Raw genomic sequence first — 13,409 nt, forward strand, 5'->3', positions numbered from 1 at the left:
CTTACCAATCCTTCTCCTCATTCATCTAATGTTCCACCGTCGAAGAATCAAGGAGAAAGATATAGAAGCTAATAAAAACTTTTAGGATCGATATCTATTTTTAGATGGCAAAAAGAAGGAATTTTTATAAGGCTTAGCCAAAATTTTAAATATTTCTGCAAATTAAATTTCTTATTGGCTATAATAAGTATTCGGTAACGATATTTACCAGCGAGCTTTGACATTAATGAGCTTGCCGGTCCTAAAATTTTCACGTTTGCTTTTGGTGCAATTCGGACCATATCCCTAGCAATTTCTAGAATTTTAGCCTCACTGGAACCTGACAAAATTACCGATGCTGTTTTGGAAAATGGCGGCATATCTGCTGATTTTCTTATTTCAAGTTCATTTGCAAAAAAACTATCTTCATCACCGGCTTTAACATAACTAAAAATTGTATTATCAGGATAATAGCTTTGTAAATATACTACACCTTTACTATCTCCTCTACCCGCTCTACCACCTACCTGATGTAGTAGCTGAAAAGTGCGCTCAGATGCTCTAAGATCGGCATTATTGCTTCCAAGATCGGCATCTATTACTCCAACTAAAGTAAGATTCGGAAAGTGATAACCTTTTGTTATTATTTGTGTGCCTATTAAAATATCAATTTCTAAATTTTCCATTTGATGTAAAAGCTGTGCTATTTTTTCCGGGCTTTTAGCATGATCTTTACTTATCACCGCAATTTTACTCTCAGGAAAAAGTGCTTTTGCTTCTTCCTCTATTCTCTCTATACCTGGACCACAGATAGTTAATGTTTCATCCTCTAGACATTCAGGACAAGAACTAAAAATTTTACTTTGATAACCGCAATGGTGACATTCAAGTTTTTTAGTCGCTTTATGTACTACCATCCAAGAAGAGCAGAATTTACAGGTCAATCTGTAACCGCAAGCTTTGCATAGCATGAGCGGAGCATAACCACGCCTATTAAGAAATAATAAGACTTGCTTTTTATTATCTAAATTACCTTTGATAGCTTCTATAAGAAGCTTGGATAAATAGGAATTCTTAGATAGCTTTTCTTTAGTCATGTCGATTATTTCTATATTTGGCAAATCGACATTTTTGTATCTATTAACCAATGTAACCAATTGATATTTACCAATTTCTATATTATGTATCGTTTCAATAGACGGTGTTGCCGAACACAAAACAATTTGTGCTTTATCAAATGTACCTCTTACGATAGCCGTATCCCTAGCATTATATAATATACCGTCATCTTGTTTATAGGAATCGTCATGTTCCTCATCTATAACTATTAAACCGAGATTTTTAAAAGGTAAAAACAAACTACTTCTAGCCCCAATTACTACTTTAACTTTATCGCTTAATATACCTCTTAAAATCATTTTCTTGTGAGCTTTGGTAACGCTTGAGTTCCATATGATAGGCTCAAAACCGAATCGCTCTATAAAACGATTAATAATTTGTGTACTTAAAGCAATTTCAGGCAACATAACAAGCACTTGTTTGCCTTTTGCTAAGTAATCTGCTATTAGATGAAAATATATTTCTGTTTTACCTGATCCCGTAACACCTTTAACAAGTGTTGGCTTATTACTTTCATTTAAAATTGTTACTGCTTGTTTCTGCTCTTCCGACAAATCAGGTAGCACAAAGTTATTATTGACTTTCTGCTCCTTAACTTTAATCGGTTTTTCAGCAATATCCATAGGTAATACTAACTTGGCTATGCTCCCAAGCTCTGACATATAGTAGCTACTCATCCATTTAATTAATTCTAAAACTTCTGAAGTAATATTTAAGTTTAACGGTACTTTCACTCTAATAGTTTTTATTTTTTTTGCCTCGGAATTTGAAACAAGCTCCCATACTATGCCGGTTAATTCCTTATTTCTAAAAGGCACTACAACAAGATCACCTATGTTTAGCTCTAAATCTTCAGGTATTAAATAATCTAGCGGAAATAATTTTGCTACCGGTAATAATATTTTTGCTATTCGCATATATAATGTATTTTATAATTTTTTTTTTATTATATACTAAACTGATAAATTATAGAAACCTAGATGAATAAAGAAACAAAAATTGTTATAGCAATTTCTGGAGCTTCAGGAGCAATATACGGTATTCGTTTGCTTGAAGTACTAAAGCAACAAAATATCGAAACTCATTTGGTTATTTCAGAGGGAGCAGCTCTTACTATAAAGCTCGAAACTAAATATTCTATAGATAAAGTTAAACTACTGGCTAATTATTATTATGACGATAAAGATTTAGGTGCTACTATTTCAAGCGGCTCTTTTAAAACTTCAGGCATGATAATAGCCCCTTGTAGTATGAAGACCTTAGCAAGTCTTGCTCACTCAATGGAAGATAATTTAATTAGTAGAGCAGCAGGTGTTGTACTTAAAGACAGAAGGAAACTTATTTTAATGACCCGTGAAACTCCTTTGCATATCGGACATTTAGAAAATATGTTAAAAGTAGCGAGTTACGGCGGCATTATATCGCCGCCCGTGCCGGCTTTTTATAATAACCCTGTAAGTATAGATGATATAGTGAATCATTCTATTACTAGAGTTTTAGATTTTTTCGATATCGAAACTAATTTAATTAAACGCTGGGATAGTTATGAGCAATAAAGTATCAACTTTACTATTAAAACTTGCATTTAAAAAAGCCTGTAATATCATTAATAAATATTTTTCACCGGAAGAAAGTTTAGTAGATAAATTAATCGCTGAACGTAGAAATGAAGCAAAGAATGAATAATGTAAAATGTTCTGTTTTGGGCTTTGTTGTGTGGATCGGTTTTAACGTCATTGCGAGGAAATTACATAAGTAATTGACGAAGCAATCCAGTAAAAATTCTGATTTACAGAATTTTTTTACCACCACGCAGCCTACGGCTGCTTGCAATGACGACTCGGTATCCACGCAACAATACCTCGTGGGAATGACATAAAGGACTTCTTTTTTCAAACCATATAATAATTTAACAAACAACAATGGCACGTAATAAAATAAATAACGAAACAAATATATTAGCTGATAACGAAGATAATTTACCTATACCAAGGGTTTTACCTTCAAATGTTCAAGCAGAGCAAATGCTACTTGGGGCGATTTTAACCAATAACGAATTACTAAATTACGTATCGGAATTTTTACGTGATGAACATTTTTTTGAACCCATTCATCAAAAAATCTATAAGGCAATTGAGAAAATTACTGAAAAAGGGCTGACAGCTACACCTATTACTTTACGTAGTATGTTAACTCAAGATGAACTATTTCAAGAAGTAGAAGGAGCGGAGTATTTAGCAAAATTGATAACTATGTCAATGATGGTAATAAATCCGCTTGATTATGGTAAAATAATATATGATTTAGCAATAAAGCGTAATTTAATAAATATCGGTGAAGAAGTAGTAAATAATGCCTATAATTCTTCATTAGAAGTTGAAGCAAAGGAACAGATTGAACATGCCGAAGCTAAACTTTACGATTTAGCTAGCGAAGGCTTGAATGAAAAAAGTTTTACCAAAATCGGTATATCTATTTCAGAATCACTAGCTAGTATTAATAGGGCTATGAAAAATAATGATCATATAATCGGTATATCTACCGGTTTGATTGATCTAGATAATAAATTATGCGGCTTTCATAATTCCGATCTTATCATTCTTGCAGGACGTCCGTCTATGGGTAAAACGGCATTTGCTATAAATCTTGCACTTAATGCCTGTAATAATATGCGTCTTAAAAATATTAGAGATAATCAAGAAATTCAGTCAGTAGGTTTTTTCTCTTTAGAAATGTCCTCAGAACAGCTAACCACACGTCTACTTTCAATGTGTGCAGAAATTGATTCTACTTCTCTTCGTACGGGGATTCTAGGTGAAGAAAAATATAACCGTCTTCGCAAGGAAGCCAATACTTTATCGGAATTACAATTTTTTATCGATGATACCCCTGCTCTATCTATTTCCGCTATAAGAACAAGAGCTAGAAGAATGAAACGCAAGCATAATCTCGGTATATTATTTATTGATTATTTACAATTAATTAGAGGAGTAAGTAAATCCGAAAATAGAGTTAGCGAGATTTCAGAAATAACCCAAGGTTTAAAAGCAATAGCAAAAGAGTTAAATATTCCGGTTATTGCGTTATCTCAGCTTTCAAGAGCGGTAGAACTACGTGAGGACAAAAAACCTATGCTATCCGATCTTCGAGAATCGGGAACTATAGAACAGGATGCTGATATAGTAATGTTTATTTATCGTGAAGAATATTATTTAACTAGAAAAGAACCGGCAGCAGGCGATGCTAAACATGCCGCATGGTTAGATAAACTCAACAAAGTATATAATATTGCCGATATAATTGTTGCAAAACATCGTAACGGACCAGTTGGAAATGTTCCGCTTTATTATGATAGTCAATTTTCTAAATTTGGTAATTTGGAGACAAGAACTTTTAACTCTAATTAAATCAGAATTGTTTTACGTCATTATTGCGTGGATACCAAATCGTCATTGCGAGCGAACGTTAGTGAGCGTGGCAATCTCAGGAATTTTTCCTGAGATTGCTTCGTCAGTTACTTCGTACCTTCCTCGCAATGATGATGTTTATCTTTTATTTTTTCCTGTCTATCCTATTGCTTTATCAAACACCTCATTATTATTGTTCCTATAAAGCCACATCTCATTATAAGGAATGAACTTACCGGGCTTTATTATTATAGTACCGTCACTTGATGTTAAAACTTGTATCTGTTTTCCTGCATATTTCTTCCCCACGGATATTTGCCCATTATTTCTTACATGTTTGATTGTTTCTATATTATTTCCTATTATCATAATATTTATATTTACAAAATTCCTATTTTTCAATACTACTAGTATATTTAATAATAAATAACCTTATTATTTAGTTACTATATTAACAAGTTCATAGCCCATTATAAGCATTTCAACAATTACACATATAATAATTAGATATTGTTTTTGTAATTCAAGATAATCAATTATTTATCTTTACTTTATATAACAGATAAACCGGTAATAAAATTGCAATAATTACGAGAATCATACCAGCAAATCCTAAAATTATAATAAAAGCATTAGGTACTACTACTGCTACAATATAAACTGGTAATATAGTAACGATAGAAGCGGTCATATTACGCATTACTACATTCGGTATCGAATTCATAAACATAGTTTTAAGGGAATCACATAGCCCTACTCCTACTCCGAGTATTGATGTAACGATAGCAAGAGTTGAAATTATCCAAACTAATAATTGTACGAACGGCCATTTTGCTATATTACTTAATTCCTTAAATCTCCGACTTCTACATTACTGGTAATCATTTGTTGATAAAATGTTGGATTATTATGATGTACTACAATAAGAATACTACAAGTCCAAATTATATATACTATTGCAGGAATTAAGCTTCCAAATAAAAATGCCGTCTTTAGCATTTTTGTTACAATAACTAGTTAAGGTATGGAAGATTACTTGGAAACTAAATGAAGTAAAAACTACCGGAGTGACTATACCCCATATAGATATTTCTTTTAGAGGTAATAATACACCATGCTCCTATATAAGTTATACTTGTATTTAAAGCTAATAACTTCTGTAATATTGAAGAGCCTCCGTATATAAATACTGCAAGTAAAGCATATGAAAGGAGCTAGGCTTACAGTACCGATGATTTGAGCAGTATGTCCTGAAAAATATTTTCCCAATGCCCAAGTGTTAAGCCTTTACCCGCTTGAAGATTAAGCTCTAGGTTAATTAAAGAAGTATAATACATTATAAACCAAATTACAAACATCAATATTATACTAGGTATTATAACCTAATTTTGCTAATACCATGGGTAGTGCTATCATACCGCTACCTATACAAGTACCTGAAATTAACAGGATTGAACCAATAAGTTTTTGCATAATTTAATGAAGTTTAGATTAAAGCAAAGGACTTAATTTTTGTTAAAAAGAAAATCAGCTAAAAAAAGACGATAAGAATTTTAAAGAATAAAAAGTTTTGATAAGTAAAATTAACATTCGTATAATTTTGTTAAAACATATGTAGCGGTATAGTATAATTATATTAATAATTTATGTAAAATTATTAATATTGCTTTTTAAGGGTATTTTTATATATTCTTATTAGACCTCTTCCCAAACCAACTTATAGAGAGGAATTTAACGGAGACACGGGACACAGCACCACAGCATATATAGAAATACGTGAAGATGCGAGTACCGAATCGACGTATAAATTATCTCTAGAAACGACGCTTGGGAAGAGGTCTATTGAAAATTACTATATTTAAAAATGCATAGATTAGCTAAAATAATTAGTAATGCAGGAGTTTGTTCTAGGCGTGATGCTGAAAAGCTGATAGTTGCAGGACAGGTAAAAGTAGACGGCATTACAATTTTATCACCAACTACAAATGTTGATATTAGTAATCAAATTGAAGTATCAGGCACATTAATCAATAATATACACAAACCAAGGCTTTGGATTTATTACAAACCTGTTGGTTTAATTACCACTCATAAAGATCCTTTATCTCGTAAAACGGTGTTTGAACAGCTAACCGGTTTACCTCGTGTTATTTCAATAGGTAGGCTGGATTTAAATAGCGAAGGTTTATTATTACTAACTAATAGCGGTGATTTAGCTCGTCAGTTTGAGCTTCCCTCAAGTAGGTTAAAGCGAGTATATCATGTTAGGGCGTATGGGAAGTCTGATATTCTACTAAAAAGCAATTATAAAAATTTAGAAATTGACGGGATATTTTATAACCCTCATTCGATAAAATTACTTAAGCAAAATAAAACTAATTGTTGGTTTGAAGTAGTTTTATTTGAAGGAAAAAATCGTGAAATTAGAAGAATATTCGAGTATTGTGGACTAAAAGTTAACAAATTAATTAGGATTCAATATGGTAGTTTTACAATAGATAATCTAAAACCCGGAGATTATAAAGAAATAAATAATAAAATACTGGAAAATAATTAGTAATGTGTTATTATTAATACATTTTAACTAATCATATAGAATACATATGACAAATCTTAATATATATAAATGTGCAGAAAAAGACCTAAACGATTACCTTGGTTATATAAAAGATACCCCTAGTGTCTCGCTAAATGATTTTATCAAAAATAAATATTTCGCTGAAGATAATGATAACATTATCATTACTAGTTTAGAAAATATGGAAATTAACGCAGATTTAGCCAATGCTAATTTCCAAGGTACAATACTAACAGATGCCGTATTTAATAATTGTGACTTAACAAATACCATATTATGTGATTCAGATTTAACAAATGTAAAATTTAATGATTGTACATTTATCGGTACCGACTTTAGAGGAGCAAATCTTCATTATACAGATTTTAATTATAAAGATTATGATAACTATAAAATCCCCAATCTCAAAGATAAAATACGAGATATAAAACTATCTTTTTCAGATCTTGAAAGATTAAATCAATATATAGATAAAGATTTAGAAAAAGAACATATCAAAGAAATAGTTATAGATGAAGCTACGAAGACAAAGAAATATATTTTGGCTGGAGAAGACGAAAAAACTTTATGGGACATCAAATCAAAAGAACTAAAGACTAAGCAAGAAGAGTTAGAAACTCTAAAGCAAAATTTAGATAATCCTGGGATTGCTACCAATCTTTTAAATGCTTTTTGGCATAGTGCAGAAACTATTGCTAGAAACCGACAAAACGAACTAGAAAAAATCAACAAGTTACAGCATGAAATAAACAAATTAGAAACTGAAGTATATGCTTTAGATAATCTTAGAATGTTCTGCGGTAAGGGTTTAGATGGTATTTTTGAGCAGTTAAAAGACGAAGAAATACAAATAACACTAGACCCATCATATATTATAGGTTCGACTGCCACAGAACGAGATATACCGAAAGAATATATAAAATTAACTTCTGCCGAATTTGATCTATATTTAGCTGAAGCAGCAAAACAATCCAATACAAAATTATCTCTTACCGAATTTGTTAGAAAGCAAAAAAATCTTTCAGAAGATTTAAATATAGTTCCTGATCTTTCAGCGATTAATTTATCAGGTAAAACTCTTACTAATCTTAACCTGAAGAATACATTATTTGCTTCAGCCAACTTAGAGAATGTCAAAATCTCAAATTGTAATTTAGATTTTACTAATTTTGAAGGAGCTAATTTACAAAATGCCGTTTTTCAAAATGTTACGGCTCGTAACGCAGGATTTCTTTTTGCTGATCTTAAAAAGAGCAAAATTGAAAATAGTGATATGTCGAGAGCTTACATGCCTAAAGTAGATTTATCTGAAGTAGAGGTAACAAATAGCAAATTTAATGCGGTTATGATGGTTAATGCCGATGCCGAAAAGTTAATTATTAAAGATTCAGAATGGACAAATTCTAATCTTACCGGTATATCGCTTGCCTATGCAGATATGCAAAGAGTTCAAATGCAGGGGGTAGTTTTAAATAATGCACTTCTAGATCAAGCAAATATCGTTTCTACTAATCTTGAAAATGTTTTTATGAATAAAACACATGCATTAGAAGCAAAATTTAAAGAGCAATGTAACATGCAAGGCATAACTGCAAGAAATGCCTATTTTAGCGATGCTGAATTTGAAAATATACTATCTTTAAAAGAAGCTGACTTAAGAGAAACTATAATGCAGCGTGTTAAACTTAAGAACGCTGATTTAACAAAAGCACAGCTTGATAAAGCAAATCTTGAATATGCCGATCTTACAAACGCTACGCTTACTAATGCAACTGCACAATTTGCTAAGTTAAGTAATGCTACTTTAGAAAAAGCAGAAGCCGAGGGATTAAATATTTCGGATGCTATTGCCAAAAATATTAATGCTAAGGAAGCTAACTTTAAAAATGCAATTATGCAGCGTGCCGATCTTACTAAAGCCAATTTCACTAAAGCAGTGTTGGAAAATGCCGATATGCAAGCAGTGGAAGCAGCCGAGGCTATATTTAAAGAAGCAAAGCTAAAACAAGCGAATCTAAAAGCAGCAAATCTAGCTGGAATTAATAAAGAAGGAGCAGATTTTGATAAAGCAAAAATCAACGATGCTACAAAGATGCATGATACTAAAGGTGAGGCTAAAGGGAATTTAGATCATCAAGATAAAGACGGTAAAAAAACATCTGTCAATGTTAACGAACATGCTAAATTACAAGATAAAATTCATGCAAGAGAGAAAAGCGGTTGGTTTCTGAAAACCGGAGTAGGACAGCTTTGTACAAAACTTGCTAAAAGTACTACATCAGGAATTAGCCGCGTAACAAATTTTTTAGCAAGTAAAAAATTTTTAGTAGGACTTGCCGTAGTAGCCGGTCTTGCAGTAGCAGCTGCACCTTTCGTAGCAATGCCTGTGTTATTGGTCACCGGCACGGCCCTTACTACTAAAGCTGTCATTCTAGGAGCAGGTCTTTTGGCCGGAGGGCTAGTCGCTACCGGAACTTATAAACTCACTCAAAAACCTTTACGCAATCTTCAGAAGTCATTTGAAAACTTAACTAGTAGTATAGATAAATATATCTCACCACCTCCTAAAAATATTGATGAATTAGTAACAGCAAAACAACAAGCAAGACAAAAAGCTGAGACAGAAAAATCTAAAGAAAGGGAAGAAAATTTAAATAATGTAAATAATAATATTGATAAAGCTAAAGAACAAGATCTTTTAAAACAAGCACAAAATAATTTAAACCAAGCAACGCCAAAAGTAGAAATCAAAGAAAAGAAAGATAAAACTGTAGAAAAACAACAAGCAAAATCTAATACATTCGCAGCAAAATTTAAGCCTAACACTAAAGGCAAAGGATTTGCCACAAAAATAAAAGACGAAAAAAAATCACGCTCAATAAAAGAAGCATATAACTAAATAAGTGTTAAAAATAATATCCGGTAAATATAGAAACCAAATTATACCTACCGCTAAAAATATCAAATATCGACCTTCCACCGGTAAGCTCAAAGAGGCAATATTTAGTATATTAACCTCCGGTGAGTTTACCGGTAATAAATTATTTAACGAAAATACTCACATTCTCGATTTATTTGCCGGTAGCGGTAGCCTTGCTTTTGAGAGCCTATCAAGAGGAGCAGGTTTTGCTACCTTAATTGATATTGATACATCCTCATTAAAAATAGCAGAAGGATTTGCTAAATCTCTAAACATTGAAAATAATGTTAATTTCGTTAATATTAATGCTTTAAATCTACCGAAAGCTACTAGACATCTTTTTAAACCAGCTTATAGAGAGGGATCTAAAGGAGACACGGAACACAGCACCGCAGCGTACACACTAGTACGTGAGGATGCGAGTACCGGATCGACGTTTAAATTACCTCTAGAAGCGAAGTTTGGGAAGATGTCTAATAAATCATTTGATCTTGTCTTTATAGACCCCCCTTATCATAAAAATATAGTGCCTAAAGTAATGAAACTGCTGATAAAAAATAATTGGCTCAAAGACGGTGCTATTATAGTTATTGAGATGGCTAAAACAGATGATTATATTTTAGATGAAAATATTGAAATTATACGTGAAAAACTATATGGTAAGAGTAAGCTGTTGGTTTTGAGCTTTACCGTCATTCCCGCGAAGGCGGGAATCCAGTAACACATATAAAATATAAAAACTTGTTTTTATATTTTTATTTTATTAATAGTATGTAATTTTGTACCTGTATTAAGGTTATTTTTTCTGGATTCCCGCTTTCGTGGGAATGACATAGAACCGCGTAACAAGACATTAAAAAACAAACATGACCAAAAAACATTACATATGTTCTAACTGTGGAAATATTAGTCCTAAATGGTCAGGGCAGTGCTTTGATTGCGGTGTATGGGGTAGTATTGTCGAAGAGATAATAAGTACAAATCAAGTAATTGTTAAAGTCGGTAGTAAGCAAGACTTCGATAAGCTTTCAGGGCATGTAACCGAGCAGTTACGCATCCCTACCCCTATAGGTGAATTCAATAGAGTACTAGGCGGCGGTTTAGTGCTTGGTTCTGCTATATTAATAGGAGGAGACCCTGGTATAGGCAAATCTACTTTGTTACTACAGCTAGCAGCAAGTAACTTTGCATCAAAGATGAATTGCTTATATATAACAGGCGAAGAATCGTTAGACCAAATAAAATTAAGAGCCATAAGGCTAAACCTAACTAACTATAATACCGATATTTTAGCAGCTACTAATTTGGAAAATATTATTGCGAGTATAGAAGCTAATAAAAATAATATTGATTTAATAGTGATTGATTCTATTCAAACAATTACCACAAAAGAATTATCATCGCCTCCAGGCACTGTTTCGCAAATTCGTACATGTGCAAATGAGCTTGTTAATTATGCTAAGCAAAACAATATAATTATTTTATTAAGCTGTCACGTCACTAAAGACGGACAACTAGCAGGTCCTAAGATACTTGAACATTTAGTTGATACCGTGCTATATTTTGAGGGAGATCATAATAATCATTTCCGTATTTTACGCTCATATAAAAATCGTTTTGGCGGTGTGGGTGAAATAGGAGTATTTGAGATGAGCGGCAGCGGGCTTATTGAAGTAACAAACCCGTCTGAACTATTTTTAATGCAGCGAGAACAGAACGTTATAGGTACGTCTATTTTTGCAGGAATCGAAGGTTCAAGACCGTTACTTATGGAAGTACAAGCCCTTATGGTACCCTCAAATATGGTAACTCCTAGACGCTCTGCGGTGGGCTGGGATGCTAATAGGTTATCAATGATACTTGCCGTGCTTAGTAGTAGGATAGGACTGAATCTTGCTAATTATGAGGTATATTTAAGCATTGCGGGGGGACTTAAAATTGCCGATCCTGCTTCTGATTTAGCAGTAACAGCGAGCTTAATATCTGCTGCAACCGGCAACCCTGTACCCGAACATAGCGTCTTTTTCGGCGAAATCAGCTTATCGGGTGAAATAAGAAAAACCGCAAAAGCAGAAACAAGAATAAAAGAAGCCGTAAAACTTGGATTTAATAAGATTATCTGCTCTAAATTTGAAAATTTAACATATGACTTCATATCTTCCGTCTCACATTTAAAGGACCTAAAAGAGATAATTAAATGAGTATAGTTTATGAAATAAGAAATTTGGAAGAAGCACGTAATTTTTTATCTAGTGTAGAAGAACAGCTGATATTAACAAATCATGCCTCTAGCGTAAAATATTACGGTATGCTAGCAATTGATTACATGTTTAAAACTCTAAGTAAAGAATTTCCGGAAAAAGTTTTAGATCTTACTGTAAATGTAGGAGAGGATCACGCCGCTTTATTTACTGCAATCAAACTAGGGTATAAGAATATATCATATACAGGAAATTCTGAGGAAGCTAGGGGGTTGTTGTACGGATATCAAACCGTCATTGCGAGCGACTGAAAGGAGCACGGCAATCCAGAAAATAATTAAAAAAATGCTAAAAATTAGCATTTTTAACTGGATTGCTTAGTCAATTACTCCGTAATTTTCCTTGCAATGACGAAAATTTAATAAAAAAACCATGAATATCAAAGATATAGGAGTAATAATTGCTAAAAAACCTTTGAAAGAAAATACATTTATTATTACGGTTTTTACTAAAAATCATGGTTTATATTCGGGAGTTGTAAAAGAATTTTCTAAAAAAAGTAAATTTATATATCAAGAAGGGAATATTATAGATTTTCTTTGGCAGGCAAGATTACATGAACATATTGGCATGGCTAAATGTGAACTCATTAAATCTTACACTGGTTATTTTATCACAAATAAAGCTAAATTATATGCCTTTAATTCCGTTATATCTTTAATCAAAGAGTTATTTCATGAAAGAGAAGAACATTCTAAATTTTTTTCATTTCTAATTAACTATTTAGATAATTTATCAAAGAATTTTTGTTTTCGTGATTATATTAATTTTGAGCTAGCTTTACTTGCCGAGACGGGTTATAAGCTTGATCTTACCAAGTGCGGTGTGAGCCATGTTACAACTGATTTAATCTATGTATCACCTAAATCAGCTAGAGCATTATCATATGAAGTAGGAAAACCTTATAAAGATAAATTATTGATGTTACCAAGATTTTTACTTTCAGATAATAGTGAGATTACATTAGAAGAAAAACGGCAAGCTTTAGCTCTAACAAACTATTTTTTTAATAGATATTTATTTCATAATAATAGACAGGTTGAAGCACGCCAAACTTTTATTGAATATACTTTAAATAATTTTTAGAGACTATATTTTTACTTTTATTTTTCTTATTTTATGATATACTTACTTAAGTAATTACT

Annotated in this window: 13 protein-coding genes; 9 read left to right on the top strand and 4 right to left on the bottom strand. The window is 32.2% G+C overall.

What is annotated here, in order from left to right; translation table 11 throughout:
• Positions 1–68: 68 nt before the first annotated feature.
• A complete protein-coding gene (locus tag RC_RS04010) occupies positions 69–2,015 on the bottom strand; it encodes a primosomal protein N' (protein WP_010977412.1) in 1,947 nt (648 codons plus the stop codon).
• Between the two features lie 63 nt (positions 2,016–2,078).
• On the opposite strand from RC_RS04010, the gene RC_RS04015 reads away from it, so the two are divergent.
• The 3 genes from RC_RS04015 (at position 2,079) to RC_RS04020 (ending at position 4,505) form a co-directional block, all read left to right on the top strand.
• Entirely contained in the window at positions 2,079–2,654 is a 576-nt protein-coding gene (locus tag RC_RS04015) for a UbiX family flavin prenyltransferase (RefSeq protein ID WP_010977413.1), read from the top strand.
• On the top strand, positions 2,644–2,784 hold the full coding sequence (locus tag RC_RS09630; protein WP_014273580.1) for a hypothetical protein: 141 nt from the start codon (positions 2,644–2,646) through the stop codon (positions 2,782–2,784). The genes RC_RS04015 and RC_RS09630 overlap by 11 nt, the downstream gene beginning before the upstream one ends.
• A 236-nt stretch (positions 2,785–3,020) precedes the next feature.
• Positions 3,021–4,505 (top strand): replicative DNA helicase, encoded by a 1,485-nt coding sequence (locus tag RC_RS04020; protein ID WP_004998193.1) that lies wholly within the window; start codon positions 3,021–3,023, stop codon positions 4,503–4,505.
• A 159-nt stretch (positions 4,506–4,664) separates the two neighbouring features.
• Here the strand turns inward: RC_RS04020 and RC_RS04025 are convergent, their stop codons facing one another.
• From RC_RS04025 to RC_RS11245, 3 genes are all read right to left on the bottom strand, one after another.
• Entirely contained in the window at positions 4,665–4,874 is a 210-nt protein-coding gene (locus tag RC_RS04025; RefSeq protein ID WP_014419854.1) for a hypothetical protein, read from the bottom strand.
• 163 nt (positions 4,875–5,037) lie between these two features.
• Positions 5,038–5,343: an aromatic amino acid transport family protein gene (locus tag RC_RS07705; protein WP_071597805.1), complete on the bottom strand. Its 306-nt coding sequence runs from the start codon at positions 5,341–5,343 to the stop codon at positions 5,038–5,040.
• A gap of 530 nt (positions 5,344–5,873) precedes the next feature.
• Entirely contained in the window at positions 5,874–5,978 is a 105-nt protein-coding gene (locus tag RC_RS11245; RefSeq protein WP_012150982.1) for an aromatic amino acid transport family protein, read from the bottom strand.
• A gap of 391 nt (positions 5,979–6,369) precedes the next feature.
• Between RC_RS11245 and RC_RS04040 the strand changes: the two genes are divergently transcribed.
• The 6 genes from RC_RS04040 (at position 6,370) to recO (ending at position 13,350) form a co-directional block, all read left to right on the top strand.
• A complete protein-coding gene (locus RC_RS04040; RefSeq protein WP_010977418.1) occupies positions 6,370–7,062 on the top strand; it encodes a pseudouridine synthase in 693 nt (230 codons plus the stop codon).
• A 46-nt stretch (positions 7,063–7,108) separates the two neighbouring features.
• Positions 7,109–9,982, top strand: a complete 2,874-nt coding sequence (locus RC_RS04045) for a pentapeptide repeat-containing protein (protein WP_010977419.1) — start codon at positions 7,109–7,111, stop codon at positions 9,980–9,982.
• A gap of 4 nt (positions 9,983–9,986) precedes the next feature.
• Positions 9,987–10,724: an RsmD family RNA methyltransferase gene (locus RC_RS04050; RefSeq protein ID WP_010977420.1), complete on the top strand. Its 738-nt coding sequence runs from the start codon at positions 9,987–9,989 to the stop codon at positions 10,722–10,724.
• A gap of 145 nt (positions 10,725–10,869) precedes the next feature.
• The gene (gene radA / locus RC_RS04055) at positions 10,870–12,204 is read left to right on the top strand and encodes a DNA repair protein RadA (protein WP_010977421.1); all 1,335 of its coding nucleotides are present in this window, start codon (positions 10,870–10,872) and stop codon (positions 12,202–12,204) included.
• A complete protein-coding gene (locus RC_RS04060; RefSeq protein WP_004998178.1) occupies positions 12,201–12,515 on the top strand; it encodes a hypothetical protein in 315 nt (104 codons plus the stop codon). The genes radA and RC_RS04060 overlap by 4 nt, the downstream gene beginning before the upstream one ends.
• Before the next feature lie 121 nt (positions 12,516–12,636).
• On the top strand, positions 12,637–13,350 hold the full coding sequence (gene recO, locus RC_RS04065; protein WP_004998176.1) for a DNA repair protein RecO: 714 nt from the start codon (positions 12,637–12,639) through the stop codon (positions 13,348–13,350).
• Positions 13,351–13,409: the final 59 nt, after the last annotated feature.

Source organism: Rickettsia conorii str. Malish 7 (assembly GCF_000007025.1).
In the GTDB taxonomy this organism is placed as follows: domain Bacteria; phylum Pseudomonadota; class Alphaproteobacteria; order Rickettsiales; family Rickettsiaceae; genus Rickettsia; species Rickettsia rickettsii.